General features: G+C 35.9%; 23 protein-coding genes and 1 riboswitch. Of the genes, 22 read left to right on the top strand and 1 reads right to left on the bottom strand.

The features are described 5' to 3' along the window. The first annotated feature begins 277 nt into the window (after nt 1–277). From ACSVDA_RS04600 to sigF, 9 genes are all read left to right on the top strand, one after another. A complete protein-coding gene (locus ACSVDA_RS04600; RefSeq protein WP_485881236.1) occupies nt 278–502 on the top strand; it encodes a YqzK family protein in 225 nt (74 codons plus the stop codon). 6 nt (nt 503–508) lie between these two features. Next, complete coding sequence (gene xerD / locus ACSVDA_RS04595) at nt 509–1,402, top strand: site-specific tyrosine recombinase XerD (protein ID WP_485881234.1); 894 nt, start codon at nt 509–511, stop codon at nt 1,400–1,402. Nucleotides 1,403–1,808: 406 nt separating this feature from the next. Then, nucleotides 1,809–2,993, top strand: coding sequence for a phosphopentomutase (gene deoB, locus ACSVDA_RS04590; RefSeq protein ID WP_485881232.1), 1,185 nt, complete (start codon nt 1,809–1,811; stop codon nt 2,991–2,993). 14 nt (nt 2,994–3,007) lie between these two features. After that, nucleotides 3,008–3,829: a purine-nucleoside phosphorylase gene (locus ACSVDA_RS04585; protein ID WP_485881230.1), complete on the top strand. Its 822-nt coding sequence runs from the start codon at nt 3,008–3,010 to the stop codon at nt 3,827–3,829. Between the two features lie 178 nt (nt 3,830–4,007). After that, entirely contained in the window at nt 4,008–5,312 is a 1,305-nt protein-coding gene (locus tag ACSVDA_RS04580; RefSeq protein ID WP_485881228.1) for a pyrimidine-nucleoside phosphorylase, read from the top strand. A gap of 190 nt (nt 5,313–5,502) precedes the next feature. Further along, a complete protein-coding gene (locus ACSVDA_RS04575) occupies nt 5,503–6,681 on the top strand; it encodes a D-alanyl-D-alanine carboxypeptidase family protein (protein WP_485881226.1) in 1,179 nt (392 codons plus the stop codon). Between the two features lie 104 nt (nt 6,682–6,785). After that, nucleotides 6,786–7,136, top strand: coding sequence for an anti-sigma F factor antagonist (spoIIAA, locus tag ACSVDA_RS04570; RefSeq protein WP_214480123.1), 351 nt, complete (start codon nt 6,786–6,788; stop codon nt 7,134–7,136). Beyond that, nucleotides 7,136–7,576: an anti-sigma F factor gene (spoIIAB, locus tag ACSVDA_RS04565; protein WP_485881224.1), complete on the top strand. Its 441-nt coding sequence runs from the start codon at nt 7,136–7,138 to the stop codon at nt 7,574–7,576. The genes spoIIAA and spoIIAB overlap by 1 nt, the downstream gene beginning before the upstream one ends. 13 nt (nt 7,577–7,589) lie before the next feature. Continuing rightward, nucleotides 7,590–8,348, top strand: coding sequence for an RNA polymerase sporulation sigma factor SigF (sigF, locus tag ACSVDA_RS04560; protein ID WP_320256945.1), 759 nt, complete (start codon nt 7,590–7,592; stop codon nt 8,346–8,348). 353 nt (nt 8,349–8,701) lie between these two features. Here sigF and ACSVDA_RS04555 read toward each other — a convergent pair whose 3' ends face one another. After that, a complete protein-coding gene (locus ACSVDA_RS04555; RefSeq protein ID WP_485881222.1) occupies nt 8,702–10,642 on the bottom strand; it encodes an AMP-binding protein in 1,941 nt (646 codons plus the stop codon). 215 nt (nt 10,643–10,857) lie between these two features. Here ACSVDA_RS04555 and ACSVDA_RS04550 point away from each other — a divergent pair, with 215 nt between their 5' ends. From ACSVDA_RS04550 to ACSVDA_RS04490, 13 genes are all read left to right on the top strand, one after another. Beyond that, nucleotides 10,858–11,478 (top strand): stage V sporulation protein AA, encoded by a 621-nt coding sequence (locus tag ACSVDA_RS04550; protein ID WP_214480118.1) that lies wholly within the window; start codon nt 10,858–10,860, stop codon nt 11,476–11,478. After that, nucleotides 11,468–11,893, top strand: a complete 426-nt coding sequence (locus ACSVDA_RS04545) for a stage V sporulation protein AB (protein ID WP_214480117.1) — start codon at nt 11,468–11,470, stop codon at nt 11,891–11,893. The genes ACSVDA_RS04550 and ACSVDA_RS04545 overlap by 11 nt, the downstream gene beginning before the upstream one ends. 195 nt (nt 11,894–12,088) lie before the next feature. Next, nucleotides 12,089–12,694: a stage V sporulation protein SpoVABEA gene (gene spoVAEA, locus ACSVDA_RS04540; RefSeq protein ID WP_485881220.1), complete on the top strand. Its 606-nt coding sequence runs from the start codon at nt 12,089–12,091 to the stop codon at nt 12,692–12,694. Next, nucleotides 12,672–14,147: a spore germination protein gene (locus ACSVDA_RS04535; RefSeq protein WP_214480116.1), complete on the top strand. Its 1,476-nt coding sequence runs from the start codon at nt 12,672–12,674 to the stop codon at nt 14,145–14,147. Before spoVAEA ends, ACSVDA_RS04535 begins: the two co-directional genes overlap by 23 nt. Before the next feature lie 185 nt (nt 14,148–14,332). Further along, nucleotides 14,333–15,652 carry a diaminopimelate decarboxylase gene (gene lysA, locus ACSVDA_RS04530; protein WP_485881218.1) on the top strand — a complete coding sequence of 440 codons (1,320 nt, stop codon included), beginning with the start codon at nt 14,333–14,335 and terminating at the stop codon, nt 15,650–15,652. A gap of 97 nt (nt 15,653–15,749) precedes the next feature. Beyond that, nucleotides 15,750–16,271, top strand: coding sequence for a histone H1-like repetitive region-containing protein (locus tag ACSVDA_RS04525; protein WP_485881401.1), 522 nt, complete (start codon nt 15,750–15,752; stop codon nt 16,269–16,271). A 663-nt stretch (nt 16,272–16,934) separates the two neighbouring features. After that, nucleotides 16,935–17,375, top strand: a complete 441-nt coding sequence (locus ACSVDA_RS04520) for a peptidylprolyl isomerase (RefSeq protein ID WP_485881216.1) — start codon at nt 16,935–16,937, stop codon at nt 17,373–17,375. A gap of 156 nt (nt 17,376–17,531) precedes the next feature. Then, nucleotides 17,532–17,683: riboswitch (FMN riboswitch) on the top strand. Nucleotides 17,684–17,958: 275 nt separating this feature from the next. Further along, nucleotides 17,959–19,050, top strand: a complete 1,092-nt coding sequence (gene ribD / locus ACSVDA_RS04515) for a bifunctional diaminohydroxyphosphoribosylaminopyrimidine deaminase/5-amino-6-(5-phosphoribosylamino)uracil reductase RibD (RefSeq protein WP_485881215.1) — start codon at nt 17,959–17,961, stop codon at nt 19,048–19,050. A gap of 15 nt (nt 19,051–19,065) precedes the next feature. Continuing rightward, the gene (gene ribE, locus ACSVDA_RS04510; protein ID WP_485881213.1) at nt 19,066–19,725 is read left to right on the top strand and encodes a riboflavin synthase; all 660 of its coding nucleotides are present in this window, start codon (nt 19,066–19,068) and stop codon (nt 19,723–19,725) included. Between the two features lie 139 nt (nt 19,726–19,864). Then, the gene (locus tag ACSVDA_RS04505) at nt 19,865–21,058 is read left to right on the top strand and encodes a bifunctional 3,4-dihydroxy-2-butanone-4-phosphate synthase/GTP cyclohydrolase II (protein WP_485881211.1); all 1,194 of its coding nucleotides are present in this window, start codon (nt 19,865–19,867) and stop codon (nt 21,056–21,058) included. A 127-nt stretch (nt 21,059–21,185) separates the two neighbouring features. Beyond that, nucleotides 21,186–21,662, top strand: a complete 477-nt coding sequence (gene ribH / locus ACSVDA_RS04500; RefSeq protein ID WP_485881209.1) for a 6,7-dimethyl-8-ribityllumazine synthase — start codon at nt 21,186–21,188, stop codon at nt 21,660–21,662. A 260-nt stretch (nt 21,663–21,922) separates the two neighbouring features. Continuing rightward, nucleotides 21,923–22,273, top strand: a complete 351-nt coding sequence (locus ACSVDA_RS04495) for a GNAT family N-acetyltransferase (protein WP_485881208.1) — start codon at nt 21,923–21,925, stop codon at nt 22,271–22,273. Between the two features lie 392 nt (nt 22,274–22,665). After that, a partial coding sequence (locus tag ACSVDA_RS04490) for a transposase (RefSeq protein WP_485881206.1) occupies nt 22,666–22,850 on the top strand: 185 nt, incomplete at its 3' end.

The following is a 22,850-nucleotide window of genomic DNA, read 5'->3' as shown; positions in this document are numbered from 1 at the left end:
AACAATCATTTTAAATTTTGTAAAACAAGCGTTAAAAAGTCTAAATAATAAAATGACTAAAGGGTCTAACCAAACACTCTGTATATCTTAAGACAATTTATAGAGACTGTTTGATTTGACCCTTTGATTATACAATAGAAAGCTATATATCGCTCTGCTACTTTTTTATTAAGTAGTTTAAAATGAACTTACTAATGAAATATTTAGTGCTTTTACGTATAAAGTTTGTCCTTTTTGTCATATCTTCTAATATGATGATTGTAATGGAGGATAAACGATGAAATGGTTTACGGTTTTTTATGATATTTTAAAAGTATTTATTCTTTTTACAGGCTGTACAATATTATTTTATTTTTGTATATTGTGGATAAATCAAGAATACCAAGAATATCACCGCTATGATCAACCAGAAGGGAATGCGGTCAAAGTAGTGAAAATGATAGAAAATAAAGATGAAAGCTGGTTTGAACGATTAAAGTTCTTTTATCTTAATGGGGAGTAGAAGAATGTGGAAGATCATTTAAAAGACTTTATACATTATTTAGTAGTTGAGCGGGGGTTAGCTGAAAATACAATTAAGTCTTATGAACGTGATCTTAAGGAATATCACAAATATTTAGCAAAAGTGGAACGAGTATCGAACTGTGATGATATTACTAGGGTTCACATCATTCACTTTTTAGGCCAATTGAAGAACCAAGGGAAGTCTCCGAAAACACTTGCTCGACATGTTGCATCTGTCAGATCATATCATCAATTTTGTCTTCGTGAAAAAATTGCAAACCATGACCCCTCAGTTCATATTGAATCACCTCAAACTGAGAGAAAACTACCGAAAGTGCTCACTGCTGGTGAGATTGAAGCATTATTGGCTATTCCAAGTGTTACTACTTCATTTGGATTAAGGGATAAAGCAATGCTCGAATTACTATATGCTACGGGTATAAGAGTAAGTGAGCTTATTCATCTTAACATGTCTGATGTTCATTTAACGATGGGCTTTATTCGCTGTATTGGAAAAGGAAATAAAGAAAGGATTATTCCTTTAGGAAAATTAGCTACAGATGCGATACATAACTATATTAATCAAGGTAGAGGAGTATTAGCAAATAAGAAGAGAACGACAGAATCACTTTTCTTAAATCATCATGGAAATCGCTTAACACGCCAGGGATTTTGGAAGATTCTTAAAAATTTAGCTAAGAAAGCAAATATAGAGAAAGAATTAACTCCTCATACATTACGCCATTCGTTTGCAACACATTTACTTGAGAACGGTGCTGACTTACGTGCAGTGCAAGAAATGTTAGGTCATGCAGATATTTCAACTACACAAATATATACACATGTAACGAAAGCAAGATTAAAAGATGTTTATAATATGTATCATCCAAGAGCATAAACAGAAGAGAAGAAGTGTAACTAGCTATTTTAAACAGGAGCCCATTCAAAAGTAGGCTTTGAGGGGTTGATGAACATTCCTTCAACTCGAGAGGCTAGAAGATATAGCTACACAATGCAGCAAAGCCGCTATAAAGAGAAAAGACTTTATGGTGGCTTTTTTCTTTTTCCTGTAATACGTTAGATCAAGTACCTCAGAACTTGTTGGATAATTGGTTGTTTTCGTATTATTATTTTATTCATGAAATGTTCATTTTTTATTGTTTGCAATATGAGTATGAAAAGGCTTATACTAGGGTTGTCAGACCTCAGACAAGTGTTGCTTGTTAAAGGTTTTTATTGGTTAATATGAACGTTAATGGGAATGATATCTTTTATTGAAAAAGATAGATTTAGGAGGTTATTTTATGTCAGCGCATTCATATAAGCGAATTTTTTTAGTTGTAATGGATTCAGTTGGAATTGGTGAAGCTCCAGATGCAGAGGAATTTGGAGATAAAGGTGCTAATACTTTAGGACATATTGCAGAGCATCGCGGAGGCTTAAATATGCCTCATATGGCAAAGCTAGGGTTAAGTAATATCGAGGTTATAAAAGGAATTGACAAAGCAAAGTCGCCTTTAGCTTGCTATACAAAAATGCAAGAGTCATCAAATGGAAAAGATACAATGACTGGGCATTGGGAAATAATGGGTTTAAATATAGAAACGCCATTCCAAGTATTTCCTGATGGGTTTCCGAAAGAGCTTATAGATGAGCTAGAGAGTAGAACGGGACGTAAAGTAATTGGTAATAAACCTGCAAGTGGTACAGGTATTTTAGATGAATTAGGGCAAGAGCACATGGAAACGGGTGCTTTAATAGTTTATACATCAGCAGATTCTGTGTTACAAATTGCTGCGCATGAAGAGATCATTCCAATCGAGGAACAATATAAAATATGTAAAATTGCTCGTGAACTAACACTCGATGAAAAATATATGGTAGGTCGCGTTATCGCTCGTCCGTTTATTGGTGAACCAGGAAATTTTGAAAGAACTGCTAATCGTCATGATTATGCGTTAAAGCCTTTCGGTAGAACGGTAATGAATGAATTAAAGGATAATAACTTTGATGTCATTGCAATTGGAAAAATTTCTGACATTTATGATGGCGAAGGGGTAACAAAATCACTAAGAACGAAGTCAAATATGGATGGAATGGATAAGTTAGTTGATTCGTTAAAGATGGATTTTACCGGAATCAGCTTCGTAAATTTAGTTGATTTTGATGCATTATTTGGGCATCGCCGAGATCCACAAGGGTATGGTGATGCTTTGGAAGAATTTGACGCTAGACTCCCTAAAGTATTAGAGAATCTTAAAGAAGATGATTTACTCATTATTACTGCAGACCATGGGAATGATCCGATACATCATGGTACTGACCATACGAGAGAATATGTACCTTTATTAGCCTATAGTCCAAGTATGAAAGAAGGAAATCAATTATCAATAAGAGAGACGTTTGCTGATATTGGTGCAACAATTGCTCATAATTTCGATATTAATATGCCAAAATACGGGAAAAGCTTTTTATCAGAAATGAAATAGAGGAGGAGACTTGAATGAATTTGGAAGCTATTAACAAAGCGACTAACTATTTAAAGGAAAAATTTCCTACAACCCCTGAAATAGGTCTTGTGTTAGGTTCAGGACTAGGTGTATTAGCTGATGAAATTGAATCAGCTGTGAAAATCCCATATGAAGAGATACCTGAATTCCCTGTTTCAACTGTAGAAGGTCATGCTGGGCAATTAGTTTTTGGACAATTGCAAGGGAAAACAGTTGTAGCAATGCAAGGGAGATTTCACTTTTACGAGGGCTATTCCTTTGATAAAGTGACTTTTCCAATTAGAGTTTTAAACCAACTAGGTATAAAAAAGATGATAGTAACAAATGCCGCAGGCGGTGTAAACGAATCATTTAAGCCAGGAGATTTAATGCTCATCACTGATCATGTTAATTTCATGGGCACAAATCCTTTAATTGGCCCAAATGATGCAGAATTAGGAGTAAGGTTCCCGGATATGTCTGAGCCTTATAATAAAAAATTACAGCAACTAGCAAAAGATATTGCAAATAAACTTTCTATCGATATTCAAGAAGGTGTTTATGTAGGTGCTACAGGACCTTCTTATGAAACACCTGCAGAGATACGGATGTTCAGAACTCTTGGAGGAGATGCAGTAGGAATGTCCACAGTTCCTGAAGTAATCGTTGCACGTCATTCAGGTATGGATGTAATCGGAATCTCATGTATATCCAATATGGCGTCAGGAATATTAGATCAGCCTTTAACACATGATGAAGTAATTGAAACAACTGAAATGGTAAAAGCGAACTTTCTAGCTTTTGTTAAAACGATCGTGAAAGAAATGTCTAGTTAAGTGAACAGAGAACTTATTACATCATTAGCCTTTTGAATAATCTTATATAACAACGTGTAAATGTGTGGAAAAAGCCTATAGAAGTAATATAACAATTACTGTAGGGTTTCTGACACATTAAGAGCAGCTTGATAAATGAAAAATAACAACACCTATTGGAGAACGGAGATGTTTGATTATGAGAATGGTGGACTTGATTCAAAAGAAAAAACATGGTGAAGTATTAACAACAGAAGAAATTAAATTTATTGTTGAAGGTTATGGAAACGGTGACATTCCTGATTACCAAATCTCTTCTCTTTGTATGGCAATATACTTTAAAGGTATGAACGAACAAGAAATTTCAGATCTAACAATGGCGATGGTTAATTCTGGTGATGTGGTCGATTTATCTGCAATTGATGGAGTCAAGGTGGACAAGCATTCTACCGGTGGGGTTGGTGATAAAATTAGTTTAATAGTTGCTCCTCTAGTAGCGGCAGTAGGTGTTCCTGTAGCAAAAATGTCTGGAAGAGGACTAGGGCATACAGGTGGTACTCTTGACAAACTAGAATCCATTGAAGGCTTCCAAATAGAGTTAACTAGTGAACAATTTATCGAAAATGTAAATAATAATAAGATAGCTATTGTAGGTCAAAGTGCCAACCTTGCGCCAGTTGATAAAAAATTGTATGCGCTAAGAGATGTGACTGCAACTGTAGATAGTATTCCAATGATTGCAAGCTCAGTGATGAGTAAGAAAATTGCCTCTGGTGCTGAAAGTATTGTTCTTGATGTAAAGACAGGCTCTGGTGCGTTTATGAAGTCAACTGAAGATGCTATATCGTTAGCTCAAACAATGGTTGATATCGGTAAGAATACAGGCAGAAAAACAGTTGCTGTTATTAGTGATATGAACCAACCGCTCGGTTATGAAGTAGGTAATGCAAACGAGATTAGGGAGGCTATCGAAGTATTACAAGGTAGTAGAGTGGATGATCTAAGAGAAATCGCCTTAACGATATCTTCGCATATGACAGTATTAGGTGGAATTTATGAAGATTTTGAGGAAGCGTTTAAAAGTTTGGAAGAAGTGATAAGTTCAGGCAAAGCAATTGAAACTCTTAAACGATTTATCGAATCTCAAGGTGGAAATTCGGCAGTTGTTGATGATACATCTAAATTGCCACAAGCGAAATATCACAAAGAAATTAAGGCTATCTCAAGTGGCTATGTAAGTGAAATCAATGCAGAACTTGTTGGAGTTTCAGCAATGATGCTTGGAGCAGGTAGAAAGAAAAAAGACGATGTAATTGATCATTCCGCTGGTATTTCGTTAAAGAAAAAAGTAGGAGATCAAATTAACGAAGGTGATACATTGTGTGTATTCCATAGCAACATACAAGACGTAACAGAAGCAGAAAATACATTATTATCTGCGTACACGATTATACAAGAACAAGTTCCTAAAAAGACAACATACATTCATCATGTTATTGCTTAAGATGTACATTAAATAACCACCCAAAGGGTGGTTATTTTTTTGTGTAATTTTATAGATTAAAAACACTTTTAATGTATAAAAAAATATCACATGGAAAAAATGATATGTATTGTATAATATTTCAATATAAAAATATTCTACCTTTAAAATTCTCTTAATATCGAATTAATGGCGTAAAAATTAGATAAGAATGGAGGACTTGACTTTGTCTAAAATTTTCTGCTCTATGACAACAATAGTTTTTTTTATGATGTCGATATCTTCATATGCTTCAGCAGAAGAAACAACTGTACAGTTAGTTGAAGATGCTAAATCAGGTATTTTAATTGAAAGAGACACAGGTAATATACTATATGAAATGAATGCACATGAAAGACTACCACCTGCAAGTATGACTAAAATTATGACTATGTTACTCATTATGGAGGCGATAGATAAGGGAACAGTTACATTAGATGAAAAAATTCGAACTAGTGAATATGCGGCTTCAATGGGAGGGTCACAAATTTTTCTTTCTCCGGGAGAAGAGATGACTGTCCAAGAGATGCTAAAAGGGATTGCAATCGGTTCAGGGAATGATGCATCAGTTGCAATGGCTGAACGTATTGCAGGGTCTGAAGAGGCATTTGTAGCTATGATGAATAATAAAGCGAAGCAGTTAAAGCTGGAAAATACAGTATTCCAAAATTCAACGGGTTTACCTGCCAATGAACATTTTAGTACATCTTATGATATGGCGATCATTGCGAAAGAATTATTGAAATATGAAGAAATAACAAAATATACAGGGAAATATGATGACTATTTAAGGGAAAACACTGATAAAAAATTTTGGTTAGTTAACACAAATAGACTTGTTAAGTTTTATGAGGGCGTAGATGGTGTGAAGACAGGTTATACAAATGAAGCAAAGTATTGCTTAACTGCAACAGCGAAAAAAAATGATATGAGGGTGATAGCAGTAGTCTTTGGAGCTCCATCATCAAAGTCTAGAAATGCCCAAGTATCTAAAATGTTAGACTACGCATTTGCGCATTATGAAACGACGCCTAAATATAAACGTAATGAATTAGTATCGACAGCAAAGATCAATAAAGGGATGAAAGAAGAAGTTGATGTAGTGACAACAGAACCCATTTCACTTCTTATGAAAAAAGGAGAATCGCAAGATAACGTTACTGAAGAAGTCGTATTAAAAGACAAAATTATTGCACCAGTAAAAAAAGGTGATCAGCTCGGAACTATAATTTTGAAAAAGGATAATGAAGTTCTTATAAAAAGTGACCTAATTGCTAATGAAGATGTTAAGGCTGCTAATTTGTGGCAACTGATGAAGCGATCTGTAGAAATGATGACTAAAACAGAATAGTTTTGCCGAATCTTCACTAGTTTTGTCATGATGAAGGATTATCAGGTGAATATAGCGAAATGACTCACTAAGTAAAAGTAGAAAACATAAAGGAGGATAACATAGTGAGTCTATCTATTACTCTTGAAGTAATGAAGGACGTTTTACTTATTCGTCTACATGGGGAACTCGATCATCATACAGCTGAAGAGCTGAGAGAACAAGTGAATAAAGCGATTAGTAGTAAAAATATTCATCACATCGTCTTAAATTTAGAGCAACTTACCTTTATGGACAGCTCGGGATTAGGGGTCATTTTAGGTCGGTACAAACAAATTAAGAATTTAGGTGGGGAAATGGTAGTATGTAATATTTCTCAACCTGTAAAAAGATTGTTTGATATGTCTGGGCTATTCAAAATAGTACGTTTAGAAATGAATGAACAATATGCACTTCAAACGTTGGGGGTGGCATAATGAAAAATGTCATGCACCTCCAATTTTCTGCGCTCAGTCAAAATGAATCATTTGCTAGAGTCACAGTAGCATCATTTATTGCTCAGTTAGATCCAACGTTAGATGAGTTAACTGAAATAAAAACTGTTGTTTCTGAGGCTGTAACAAATTCGATCATTCATGGTTATGAAAATGATCTAAATGGCGTAGTGTACATTTCTGTAATACTTGAGGATGGCTTTGTTCATATAACCATTCGTGATGAAGGAAAAGGTATTATAGATATTGATGAAGCTAGACAACCCCTTTTTACAACTAAACCTGAGTTAGAACGATCAGGAATGGGATTTACCATTATGGAGAACTTCATGGATGAAGTAACGATTGATTCTACCGTCTCAAGTGGTACGGTTGTTAAATTATCGAAGCATTTATCAAAAAGTAAAGCTTTAAGCAATTAAGGGAGACTTGCCTATGGATGTGGAGGTCAAGAAAGAAAAAGGTCAAACATATTTAAAGGATCATGAAGTAAAAGACTTAATCAAACGCAGTCAAAATGGAGAGCAAGAAGCTCGTGATTTGATTATTGAGAAAAACATGAGACTAGTTTGGTCAGTTGTGCAACGTTTTTTAAATCGGGGTTATGAGCCTGATGATTTATTTCAAATCGGATGTATCGGTCTCTTGAAATCAGTTGATAAATTTGATTTAACTTATGATGTTAAGTTTTCTACCTATGCTGTTCCGATGATTATTGGAGAGATTCAGCGATTTATTCGTGACGATGGAACTGTAAAAGTAAGTAGATCCTTAAAAGAGATTGGGAATAAAATTCGAAAAGCTAAGGATGAACTTGCAAAGCAATTTGGTAGGGCTCCAACAGTGAATGAAATCGCAGAGTTCTTATCAATATCTCCAGAAGAAGTTGTTATGGCTCAAGAGGCTAGTCGTACACCTACATCAATACATGAAACTGTGTACGAAAATGATGGAGATCCAATCACTTTGATTGATCAAATTGCAGATCATGCTGAGGCAAAATGGTTTGAAAAAATTGCACTAAAAGAAGCAATACATGAGTTAGATGAACGTGAAAGGTTAATTGTTTATTTACGTTATTATAAAGATCAAACTCAAACTGAAGTAGCATCTAGATTAGGCATTTCTCAAGTACAAGTATCAAGGTTAGAAAAGAAGATATTAAAACAAATGAAAGAAAGGATGGGCAGTTAGCCCATCCTTTCTTGCTAAGGATTTCTTCGTTTTTATTGTTGTTTTTCGTAATAATATATAAACACCGATACAACTATAGTTTCGTGGCATATTTTCTTCTTTAGTATGATTATAATTACAAAAAGCTTTTTTAAAAGTGGTAATTTTGTATAAATGACTACCAAGTTTATGACAAGAGCCTTTGTTAAATAAGTATTCACACTAGAAATACTATTTGAATTTACAGCTACAGACAGCCTCTAGCTCTTTTAGCTACTTCATCAAATTATACGAAGGTGTAAAAAATACCTCATATGTAAAGGTTCCAATGCTTGTCGGGGAGTCAGTATGACGATATTTCACCTTACTTTCTTCTAACTACTCACATTACTTATTGATGATATGGCAGATTGGTTTTCTAATGCTGATAGATCACCTGGATCTTGACCGAGATAAATGGACTTGATGACTCGCCGCATAACTTTGGCGTTTCTCGTCTTTGGCAGCTCAGAGACAGTATAGATGTCATGAGGCTTCAAAGATTTACCAAGATTCTGTTCAACTAATTGATATAGTTCAGAAATTAGTTTTTCCTTGTATTTCACCTTATCTTTTATGACAACAAAGCAAACAGCGACCTCACCTTTTATATTATTAGGAACTCCAATAGTTGCTGCTTCTACCACTTGAGGATGTTCAACTAAAATAGACTCCAGCTCAGCAGGGCCAACTCTTTTTCCAGCAATATTTAATGTATCATCAGATCGACCGGTTATTGTCCAGAAATGATTTTCATCTATACTAACCCAATCACCATGTACCCAAATATTTTCCCAGCGATTCCAATATGATTCAATATATCTGTCAGATTCTTTCCAAAAACCATTGGCCATACCGACCCAAGGTTTTGTTAGCACTAATTCGCCTACCTCTGAATGAACCGTTTCTCCTTTGAGGTTATAGACGTCTGCTGCCATTCCTGGTAATGGTGCATTAAAACTAACAGGTGCGATCGGTTTAAGCAATATATTCCCTAGGATTCCTCCTGATATTTCTGTGCCACCTGAATAATTCATAATGGGTATTTTACTTTTGCCGACTTTATGAAACAACCAGAGCCAAGGTTCTACATTCCAAGGCTCTCCTGTTGAACCGAATACCTTTAGAGATGTTAACTTAATATTATTCAACCATTGTTCTCCTTGCTTCATCAATACACGAATAAGAGTTGGAGAAATACCTAAATGTGTTATTTGGTGTTTTTCAACCAATTTCCATAGCCTATTTACTTCTGGATAATCAGGTGAACCTTCATACAACACCATTGTACTGTTGTTTAACAGTGTGCCAAATACTAAGAAAGGTCCCATCATCCATCCCATGTCTGTAACCCACATCATTCTTTCATGAGCATTTAAATCCATTCCAAATCGTGCATCAAATGCGGCCTTTAATGGGAATCCGCTATGAGTATGTACGATTCCTTTTGGTTGACCAGTTGTACCAGAGGAATATATGAGCATGAATGGGTCAGAGCTATCCATTTCTTCGCTATCAATAAGTTGATCGTTATCTATTACATCTTCCCATCGTAAATCAACTTCTTTATTCCATGGGATTTCTCTTCCAATTCGATTCACGACGATCATTTTTTCAATTGATTCCGCTTGTTTAATGGCTTTATCTGCCTCTTCTTTCATTTGAATCACTTTCCCTCTACGAAGGAATCCATCAGCTGTTATAATAATTTTTGCATCACAACCTACAATCCTTTTTGCCACAGCATTTGCTGCATACCCAGAAAATGCAGGGGTGAAAATTGCACCTATTTTACTTATCGCCAACATGGCAATAACTGTTTCAATAAGCATGGGTAAATATAGTGTAATGCAGTCACCTTTTTTTACTCCTAATTGCTTTAGTCCAGCAGCGAAAGAGTTGACTTGCTGTCCTAATTGTTTGTATGTTATTTTCTGAACTACACCGTCTTCTCCTTCCCATATGATTGCTTCTTTGTTTGCGCTATGCTCATCGTGTAACCATTTGTCGATTGCATTGCTAGTTACATTTAACTTTCCTTCAATATACCATGATGGCCATTGAACACCTCTTGTTACATCAAGGACTTTTGAATATGGCTCATACCATTCAACGTTCATTTCTTTTTCTGCTTCGTGCCAAAACCATTCAATGTTTGTAATCGAGTCTTTATAAAAAGAATCATAATCGCTGTAGCCAAGTTTATTCATCCATAAATATAAATTTGTTTTTTTTATGCTTTCTTCATTTGGAATCCATACTGGATGATTATCCATTTCATAACCTCCTCATCTTGTAAGCGTATTCATTAACATATTCTCTATGTGTATGAATATACCTTCTATTTAGAATTATCAAAATTCCTATTACTAGTTTGTTGGTAATTGATGGTGAACATTGTTCAATAGAATTGCTCATTGTGTGGAAATCCATACTATAACTATAAGCTATTGGCTGAAGGTAGGAGATGTATAAATAGGATGTGAGGTTTGTGACACAGGTAATTTATGTTCGTATGTACAATAAAGTTCAGGCAAAACTAAATGCAGTTATTACAGTTGGTGATATAGCAAAGGTGATTGCTGATGAACACCTTGCAGAAAAGGTCAGGGAAATTAATGTTCATAGAATCAGTTTGCACGACAAAAATTTCCTTGTTGTTGATGTCACACAATTAATCGAGATCATCTTATGTCATCATCCAAAAGTTGAAGTGCAAACTATCGGTCCATCCCAAACGATCATTGAGGTGAATTTAAACCAACGTAAATATCATCCTGTCTTCTTTCTCTTTATATGGCTGTTGTTGTTTGTTGGAGCTGCAATAGCTATTATGAACTTTCATGAAGACGTAAGTATGCAAAAAGTTCATCAACGCCTTTACCTAATTATAACTGGGGAAGAAGTGCTTAAACCATTATTGTTACAAGTTCCTTATTCAATTGGATTGGGTCTAGGAATGATACTCTTTTTTAATCATTTATTTAAAAAACGTATAAATGAAGAACCAAGTCCACTAGAGGTTGAAATGTTTAAATATCAATTAGATTTAGATCATTATGTCATTATAAATGAAAACAAAGAGAGCTTGAAAAAAACTGATGTTGAATGAAATGTTTATCATGATATTTACTGGCTTTGCAGCTGGACTTGCAGTTGGATCAGGGTTCGTTGCATTTCTGACAGTATTAGGTGTAATTCCAAGATTAATGCAACTTTCAAAAACAGAGAAGTATGTTCGAGTGTATGAGTGGGGTGTGATATTAGGTGCTGTTATGGGAGGTTGGATTAGTCTTCATGATAATACGTTTCTCCTACCAATTTTTTTTATCATTCTAATTGGCTTATTAAATGGTGTTTTTGTGGGGCTCTTAGCGGCAGCACTTACTGAAGTACTAAACGTGTTACCGATATTAGCAAAACGTGTGGGAGTTGTTGATCAAATCGTTGTCTTATTAATGGCGATTGCACTAGGAAAGGTAGTTGGTTCCTTATTTCATTGGCTTTATTTTGTTGACTACTGGTAATAGAGCATTGTCTGAATGATGTTATGGATTAATTTTTCAGGTTTTTTCGAAAATAGTAATGTTTAGTCTGTATCCTATTATTTCAAAGTGCAAAGGTGCTACGAATGCTAGTTTTTTAACGTGAATTTCTAGTGCGAAAACAACCACCAAGTGCAATAACACTACATTTATAAAATTGTTATAGCTTTACTATGAATGACGAAAGGAAAGAGTTGGATGAACGGGAGTCGTCATGTAATTATTATCACTGATGGAGACGAATACGCTTTGAGAACAATAGAATACATTGCAACAGAAATTGGCGGTAGGTGTATTTCGAGGTCCTTCGGTAATCCAACCAAGTTATCTGGTCCTGAAATTGTTCATTATATTTTACATGCTAAACATGACCCTGTCTTTGTCATGTTTGATGACAGTGGATACATTGGTGAAGGTAGTGGGGAAACGGCGTTACAATATGTTGTTAATCATAAAAAAATTAATGTATTGGGGATTATCGCAGTTGCTGCTAAAACCAACTTTACTGAATGGACGAAAGTTGATGTGTGCATCGATAATACAGGAGAACTTACACAATTCGGAGTAGACAAATATGGAGTGAAAGAGTGGGAGGTTGGACGAATCAATGGTGACACAGTGTACTGTTTAGATCACTTGAAAGTCCCAATCGTTGTGGGAATAGGAGATATAGGGAAAATGGCGATGCAAGATCATATTAAATATGGATCACCTATTACACGTAAAGCAGTCGCCCTTATTTTAGAAAGGAGTGGATTTTATGACAACTTCAAAAAAGAATAAAATTCCTATATCAGCTTCACCATCAGAAAATGAGGAATTTTTCAAAACACATTTGGGACTAGAAACAACCTATGATATAGGTGTTAAAAAAATCAAAATATTAAACAAGGATGTCCATATTTATTTCGTAGCTGCAATATGTGAAACTGCTACGATTATGCAGCTCTTAACTGTGCTTATTGAAATAAATGATAGAGAAAGGCAATCCTCAAAAATAAAACAAATCATTGAGAATCGTCTAGTTCACCAACAGGTAAAAGAGGTGGACAATCTAGATGAAGCAGTAGATCAATTGTTAGCTGGCTTAATCTTTGTTGTCATTGAAGGCGAAACAAGTGGGTTTATCGTTGATGTTAGAGGTTATCCAGGCAGAACCCCAGAAGAGCCTGATACAGAAAAGGTTGTTCGTGGAGCACGAGATGGCTTTGTAGAGATGATGGTCGTAAATACGGCTTTAATAAGAAGACGTATACGTGATGAGAGGATTCGCTTTGAAGTTATACAAGTGGGCGAACGTTCCAAGACGGATATATGTATTGCGTATATTAAAGACATTGCTGAACCTGGCTTAATAGAGGTTATTAAAAAAGAGATTAATGAGATCGAAATAGATGGATTAACAATGGCAGATAAAACAATCGAAGAGTTTTTAGTCGCACAAGGATTTAATCCTTATCCACGTGTACGTTATACAGAAAGGCCAGATATAGCAGCTACTCACTTACTTGAAGGGCATGTCCTTGTATTGGTAGATACTTCACCTAGTGTGATCATTACACCTACGACATTTTTCCATCATGTTCAACACGTAGAAGAATATCGTCAATCACCAGCAATAGGTACGTTCATCAGGTGGGTGCGTTTTTTAGGGATCGCTGCATCTATTTTTCTATTACCATTATGGTTGCTTTTTGTGCTTGAACCATCGTTAATTCCTGAAAAAATATCCTATATCGGCCCTGAGGAAAAATCGAACATACCAATTATTATTCAAATCATTATCGCTGATCTCGGAATCGAATTCTTAAGGCTAGCTTCCATACATACGCCTACTGCTCTATCAACTGCTATGGCTCTAATTGCAGCGGTTTTAATTGGTCAAATTGCTATAGATGTAGGCTTGTTCGTTCCAGAGGTTATTTTTTATGTTGCAATAGCAACAATTGGATCTTTCGTAACCCCGAGCTATGAATTAAGTATTGCCAATAAATTATCTAGACTAGTTCTCATTGTTGTTGTAGCAATATTTCATTTGCCCGGTCTATTGATTGGTTCGACCGTCTATTTATTATTTCTTATCCAAATGCGTTCGTTAAATACACCTTATTTATGGCCGTTTATCCCGTTTAACCCAGGTGCTTTTCTTCAAATTTTAATTCGGAGATCTGTCCCAGGTTCACGTGTTAGACCAAGTATTGTGCATCCACAAAATAGAATAAAACAGCAGAAATAGTGGATAAAACAGTGATAAAGATAAGATGAATATAAACACCTTCTTGTGATAAGAATCCACCGCTTGGTTTAGATTATTCTGTGTCTATATGCTTTTCTTGTAATCATCTATTGCGTGCTAGTGGAACTTGTGATAATGTAGTTTTAATTATTTTTAGAATGAAGTAGAGAAAATGAGGGAGTGCAATGTTTTTTCACGGTACTAGTCGAGTTAATAATGAGGGGCATCTAGAAATTGGTGGAGTCGATTCAATTGAATTGGCTAAGCAGTATGGTACCCCCCTGTATATTTATGATGTTGATTTAATACGCAAAAGAGCATCAGCATTTAAAGATACATTCACAACTTTAGAAGTCGAAGGTCAAGTTGCATACGCCAGTAAAGCATTTTCTTCGATAGCTATGATACAGTTAGCAGAAGAAGAAGGGTTATCATTAGATGTTGTTTCAGGTGGAGAATTATATACAGCTCTTCAAGCAGGATTTCCTGTTGATCGTATTCATTTTCATGGAAATAATAAAAGTGTACATGAGCTTGAAATGGCAGTACAACATAATATAGGGTGTATCGTCATCGATAATTTTCATGAATTAACGATGTTACAGGAAATTTGTCTAGCCAAAGCAACGAAAATAAACGTTCTTTTGCGAGTAACACCAGGAATTGAAGCACATACACATGATTATATCTTAACTGGGCAAGAGGATTCAAAATTTGGCTTTGATTTACTAAGCGGCCAAGCAGATGAGGCACTAAAACAGGTAACACAATCAGATATGCTTACGATGTTAGGTGTGCATTGTCATATAGGTTCACAAATTTTTGAAACAACTGGCTTTTTACTAGCAGCTAAGAAGTTATTTCAAAAATTACATGATTGGTATAACGAGTATAATTATTCTGCTCAAGTGTTAAATTTAGGTGGTGGCTTTGGAATTAGGTACACAGACGAAGATGATCCTATTCCGGCTGATCAATATGTAAAAGAAATTGTTAAAGAAGTTAAAAAATTGGCTTTGCAGTTTAATATGTCTGTACCAGAAATATGGATCGAACCAGGTAGATCTCTAGTTGGTGATGCTGGGACAACAATTTACTCTATTGGCTCTCAAAAAACTGTGCCAAATGTTCGTCATTATGTAGCAATTGATGGTGGGATGAGTGATAACCTTCGTCCGGCATTATATCAAGCAAAATATGAAGCAGCTATAGCTAATAGAATATTAGCTGAAAATGAAGAGGTCGTATCTATTTCTGGAAAATGTTGTGAAAGTGGAGATATGCTCATTTGGGATATTGATCTTCCAACTATTCAAAACGAAGATTATTTAGCAGTTTTTTGTACAGGTGCATACGGGTATTCGATGGCGAATAATTACAATCGTCTACCTCGCCCGGCGGTTGTTTTTGTAGAGAATGGTGAAGCACAATTAGTTATTAAAAGGGAAAGCTATGAAGATATGGTTAAATTAGATATTCCGATGAAAATGAGGGTTAATAAATAACAATAACAACAAAAGGAGGTATGGCAAATAACTTTTTGCCATACCTCCTTTATTATGGAGTTAATATGATTTATTTATCTGTAGGTAAGGTATTACTATGGGATTAGAGCGTCTACGCATATCTCCAACCACTACCAGGCATACCACTACCAGGCATACCACCACCCGGCATACCGCCACCCGGCATACCACCGCCCGGCATACCACCGCCCGGCATACCACCGCCCGGCATACCACCGCCTGGCATACCACCGCCCGGCATACCACCGCCCGGCATACCACCGCCCGGCATACCACCGCCCGGCATACCGCCACCCGGCATACCACCGCCCGGCATACCACCGCCCGGCATACCACCGCCCGGCATACCGCCACCCGGCATACCGCCACCCGGTATACCACTACCCGGCATACCACCACCCGGTATACCACTACCCGGCATACCACCGCCCGGCATACCACCGCCCGGCATACCACCGCCCGGCATACCACCGCCCGGCATACCGCCACCCGGCATACCACCGCCCGGCATACCACTGCCCGGCATACCACCGCCCGGCATACCACCGCCCGGCATACCACCGCCCGGCATACCGCCACCAGTAATCCAATCATCTAATATTTGACCAATGCCAGGTGGCCATTGGTATTGAGTTGTACCCATTGGGGGATAGGACATTTGACCTCCACTAGGTTGGTATCTATAACGTGGGTGAAAAGCATTAAAGTACATATGTCTCGATCCTTTCTCTTAGTATAGATATTTGTCTCGGTTTAATATATGTATCTTAAATGGTAGTGTATAGGTATGAGTCTACAGCAACTAACATTCTTTATAGATTAATTAATTTGGTTTCACGTAAAATATAGAACAATAAGAAATAGTCCAGCTTTTTTCATAGCTTGTTTTCTCAAAAATTGATTGTTGCTCATCATAAGTAATCTTCCAAACGCATAGAGAGATCGTGACATCTAATCTTCTATGATCCAATAACAATTATTTGAAACTATTTCTAAATGTCCTTTGATAGTAATTGCAACAATGTATATGATAGGCTCTTTTCGAAACTTTGTTGATAATGTTATCAAATTAGCAACATAAAAATGGTTTTATATTGTTAGTCATTATTGTGCACAAGAAAAGATGCCACGAACTTTAGTTTTGTACGTGTTTATTGCTTCGTACGAAAAACAACAATCAATACGAAAACAGCCTTTGTTTTTCATTTGCTGAATGTGATAAGATAGATAATGATTTTACATTTGAAGGAGTGCTTTGATTATGAGTAAAAAAGGTTACATAATAATGAATAGTGGAGAAAAGATTGAATTTGAGCTTTATCCTAATGAAGCTCCTAATACAGTTGAAAATTTTGAAAAATTGGCTAACGAAGGCTTTTATAATGGTCTTACATTCCATCGTGTAATCCCAGGATTTGTTTCACAAGGTGGTTGTCCACAAGGAACTGGAACAGGTGGTCCGGGTTATACGATTAAATGTGAAACTGAAGGCAATCCTCACAAACATGTGCCAGGAGCATTTTCAATGGCTCATGCTGGAAGAGATACAGGAGGAAGTCAATTTTTTATCGTTCATGAAGCTCAACCTCATTTAGATGGCGTTCATACAGTGTTTGGTCAAGTTACAAGTGGCTTAGATACTGTTCTAAATATGAAAAATGGGGATGTAATGAAAACTGTAGAAGTTTTTGATGCGGAGTAATAGATGAAACGTAACAAATGGATTGTGTTTATTATCATACTAATAATGAGCATGATTTGGGGATTGATCTATTGGTTATTTATAGCCTAAGCACGTTTCAATATGCAAAACTAGAAAATGTGTGTTATAATATGTAAAACTATAAAATTGAATAAGATAATCCTTCGGGGTCGGGTGAAATTCCCAACCGGCGGTGATGAAGCAATTGTTGTTTCTAAGCCCGTGAGCTGTATATATAATTGGTTATATATGGCTGATCTGGTGAAAAACCAGAGCCGACAGTATAGTCTGGATGGGAGAAGGATATGGCGTGAAGTATATGATTTGCTGTAATCATATGCTAATTTTGTCCTGTATTAGAACAATGGATAAACACACGAAATATATCGATAACTCTGACCCTAGGTAATTATACCTAGGGTCTATTTGTTAAACATATATTATGAGCTATGAAAAACGTATGGCTTATTTGCTATGGAGTTACGTTCGTAATATTTCGAATTATGACTATATTCAGTTTTATCCCCCATCTATTTTCCCCTTAAGATTTTCTTGTAACCTACGTTGTTGGAGGTATCCCATTTTGAATGACCATGATTATATGAGAGTTGCACTAGAAATGGCTAGAAGTACCTTTGGTCAAACAAGTCCTAACCCAGTAGTGGGAGCTGTTGTAGTTAATAAAGGACAAATTGTTGGTCTTGGGGCACATTTAAAGGCTGGTGAAGCACATGCGGAAGTACATGCTCTAAACATGGCAGGTAATAAAGCAAAAGATGGAACGATTTATGTGACCTTAGAGCCATGTAGCCATTTTGGTCAAACACCACCGTGTGTAGATTTATTGATCAGTAGTGGTGTTAGCCGAGTAGTAATTGCTTGTGAAGACCCAAATCCGAGTGTAGCAGGTAGAGGTATAAGAAAGTTAGAAGAAGCTGGTTTAAAAGTTGATGTTGGAGTTCTGCAGAATGAAGCTGAGAAATTAAATAAGGTATTCTTTCGTTATATTAAAAACAACACCCCTTTTGTGACGTTAAAAACTGCGATTAGCATGGATGGGAAAATTGCTACACAATCAGGCGAGAGCAAGTGGATTACTGGAGAGGTAGCACGCCAAGATGTGCATAAATATCGTCATCGATATGATGCAATTCTTGTTGGGGTGAACACCGTAGTTGCTGATAATCCTTCATTAACGGCAAGGCTTCCGTATGAAACGAATAATCCTATACGTATTATATTAGACACAAATTTACGAACACCTCTCGACTCAAAAGTGATTACTGATGGCTTAGCACCAACATGGATTGTTGTAGGAGAGGACTGTTCTGATGACGAGATAGCTTGTTATACTTTTCAAAAAAATGTTCGAATTATTCAAATGAGGGAAAAACGTATTAATATTAAGGATTTATTACGAGTATTAGGAGGTGAAGGGATAACAAGTCTTTTCGTTGAAGGCGGAGGGAAAGTAAATACGAGCTTTTTAAAAGCTGATGTGGTTCAGCAATATATTACATATATTGCTCCGAAGCTTATTGGAGGTGAGTGTGCACCTACCTCTTTTAATGGAGAAGGATTTGATCGTTTGTACGATGTACCGAAACTACAAATCAAGTCAATTGAGCAGCTGGGAGAAGATATTAAACTGATTGCTATTCCAAAAAATAAATAAAAAGGGGTGATGACTTTGTTTACTGGTATTGTTGAGGAAGTTGGAAAAGTAAATCGATTAACCCATTCAATTGATGCAATTGAACTACAGATTGATGCTAGAAAAATATTATCTGATATCCAGCTAGGAGATAGTATAGCGGTGAATGGGGTGTGTTTAACCGTTACTTCATTTAATGAATTTCGTTTTGCAGTAGACGTTATGCCAGAAACTATAAAAGCAACTTCATTAAAATTATTAAAAAATGGATCTTCAGTTAACTTAGAACGAGCTATGTTGGCGAATGGAAGGTTTGGAGGACACTTTGTATCAGGGCATGTTGATGGAGTAGGTGAAATAATTAGTAAGACTCGAAAGGGCAATGCAATCTATTACGTAATTGCGATAGATGAGAAATTAGCTAAATATGTATTACACAAAGGGTCTGTAGCAGTGGATGGGACAAGCTTAACGATATTTGGCGTTGCCGATAAATTTTTTACTATATCAATTGTTCCGCATACACTCTCTGAGACGATTATTGGTCAAAAGGAGGTAGGTGATATTGTCAATATAGAATGTGACGTTATTGGAAAGTATATTGAGCACTTTCTTTTACGAGGTACACACTCTATGGAAAAAGTTAACCACAGCAGGATAACAAAATCTATATTAACGGAAAACGGATTTATTTAGGGATCTTTTCCGAAGCTTTGCTATTGTTACGATATTAGCATAGCTAGACTCTATTTCTTTAAACAGCGTTATTCTATGATGAAACACGATTAATGGTTCATTTCCTAAATAAACATAACATATAGAAAGGTGTGCAAACATGTTCCATACTATTGAAGATGCGATAAAGGATTTAGCTGATGGAAAAATAATCATAGTCTGTGATGATGAAGATCGTGAAAATGAAGGTGATTTTGTTGCGTTAGCAGAAAGCGTAACGCCTGATACAATCAACTTTATGATAAGACACGGACGTGGATTAGTATGTTCACCCATATCAGAAGAAATTGCTGAAAGGCTTCAATTAAATCCTATGGTGTTAAATAATACTGATCCTCATGGAACAGCTTTTACTGTAAGTATAGATTACAAAACGTCAACTACAGGGATAAGTGCATATGAAAGAGCGGAAACAATTAAGCAGCTTTTAGATGAACATTCTAAAGCGAGTGATTTCAAAAGACCCGGGCATATTTTCCCGCTTATCGCTAAAAAGGGCGGTGTGCTTAGAAGAGCAGGGCATACTGAAGCAGCTGTAGACCTAGCTAACTTAGCTGGATCGTCCTCTGCAGCTGTTATATGTGAAATAATAAAGGAAGATGGCTCAATGGCACGAGTACCTGATCTAGCTATTGTTGCTGATCAATTCAATTTAAAGATGATAACAATTAAAGATTTAATTAAATATCGTAATCAAAAAGAAAAGTTAGTTAATAGAGAGGTAGAGGTTCTACTGCCAACAGAATTTGGTGAATTTAAAACAATTGGATACACCAATGAAATCGATAGCAAAGATCATATTGCATTAGTGAAAGGTAATATTTCTCCAGATCATCCAACTCTCGTTAGAGTGCATTCCGAATGTTTAACAGGTGATGTTTTTGGCTCATTTCGTTGCGATTGTGGTCCACAGTTACATGCCGCACTAACACAAATAGAAAAAGAAGGTAATGGTGTTTTGTTGTACATGCGTCAAGAGGGAAGAGGCATCGGTTTACTTAATAAGCTTCGAGCCTACAAGCTTCAAGAGGCAGGGTATGATACTGTGGAGGCGAATGAAGAGTTAGGTTTTGCCCCAGACCTAAGAGAGTATGGAATCGGTGCACAAATATTAAAGGATTTAGGAATACGTAAAATGAAATTACTTACAAATAATCCGCGAAAAATAGCGGGGCTAGAAGGCTACGACTTGGAAGTGGTTGAACGTGTGCCTATCCAAATGCCGACTAAAAAGCAAAACGAGGCTTATTTAAAAACTAAAAATAACAAGCTAGGACATCTACTAAATATTTAATGAAAGACCATGAAGTAAATGTTGTTACCAAAAAAAGAATTTTTTAATTAAATAATATATTTCCATTTTTATAAAGAAGAAAAAATCAAAAAACTATATTATTATAAATACACGGGAGGTATGTTCTATGATTTATGAAGGGAATTTAATCGGAACTAACTTAAAAATAGGTATTGTTGTTGCGAGGTTTAATGAGTTTATTACAAGTAAACTTCTTGGTGGGGCACTTGATGGACTTAAGCGTCATGGCGTAAATGAAGAACAAATAGATGTTGCGTGGGTGCCAGGTGCCTTTGAAATCCCTTTATTCGCAAGAAAAATGGCTGAAACGAATAAATATGATGCAGTCATTACTTTAGGGGCTGTTATAAGGGGAGCGACCACTCATTATGATTATGTTTGTAATGAAGTAGCAAAAGGAATTTCGGCTGCAGGAATTTCGACAGGTTTACCGATTATTTTTGGTGTGATTACGACAGAAAATATTGAACAAGCAATCGAAAGAGCCGGAACAAAAGCTGGTAATAAAGGGTGGGAAGCAGCATTGGCTGCTATTGAATCTGCAAATTTATCTCGAGAATTTGTTAAAAACTTTGACGAATAGGTTTAAAAACCTATACAAAATGTATATAATGGTTTGTTAGAATGTATATTTACTCTCTTATAAAAAGAAAAGATTCATAATTACAATCGAACTTTACTTTTTTTAGAAGTGTTCAAACTAGGAAAAAGGACTGTGAAAAACTGGTATATATAGCCTAGAGAGGCTAAAATGCGGATCAACGAGGTTATGTGACAGCCCAATTTCCAAAAGTTTTGAACTCCTTCTTTAAGTGAGTGTTCAATAATAATGAGGGATATTATATGTTAATTCGATACAAAAAGAATTATGAAAAAATTGCAATGGGACTTCTTTCATTCATGCCAAATGAAAAAGATTTAAAAAAGTTGCAGCAAACCATTAAACAATATGAAGAAGAAAAGGATAAACAATTATTTCTTTGGAAAGAAGAAGACATTATAGGATTGATTGGTGTTATTCAATCACCAGAAAAAGGAATAGTTGTGCAGCATATTAGTGTTAATCCATCCCATCGCTATCAAGGGCTTGGGAAAAGAATGGTTGAAGATTTAGCTAAACTATTTCCAAATGATCAATTGCAGCCAACCTCTGAAACTGCTTCTTTTATAGAAAAATGTAATATCGATCATTAAATACAGCCTTTGTTGTCTCTTTTCGGGAACTTGATTTTATTGTTCTAATCTAGAAGATAAAGATGTATTTTTACGCAAAAGTCATCGTTTGATAGAAGAAAAGATACCCCGTACACTAATGGTTTTCATGTTTAGCTGTTATTACGAAAAACAACAATCAGTGCTTCTAAAACAGCCTTGTTAAAACAATATTGTTATGTTGGATATTAAACTTAATTCAATGCATAGAGTGAGAAAGAGGCTGGGACAAAACCCACCTCTGAAATGAAAAAGCCGTTGAAATTTTACACTAGTAAAATTTCAACGGCTTTGTTTATTTTTGAATTAACATAAGGACCACTTCTGATAAAATAAAGTTACCACACCAAATTTCATCCGAAAGAAGGGTCCTTATGTTTAAAAATTATATCATGAATCAACTAGTATTGCCTTTAGATTTAGAAGTAAAATTACAAAACAATGATATTGCCTTCCATGTCCATCATTTAGTTGAAAGTATCCCTCATAAAGCGTTCGAATCATTTCTCCGAAATGAGGGTTGTCCTGCCTATCATCCACGCATGATGCTTAAAATTAT

The organism is Cytobacillus sp. Hm23 (assembly GCF_051842895.1).
In the GTDB taxonomy this organism is placed as follows: domain Bacteria; phylum Bacillota; class Bacilli; order Bacillales; family SM2101; genus Nanhaiella.
The sequence above is the reverse complement of the archived record's forward strand: the minus strand, read 5'-3'. Positions and strand labels throughout refer to the sequence as shown.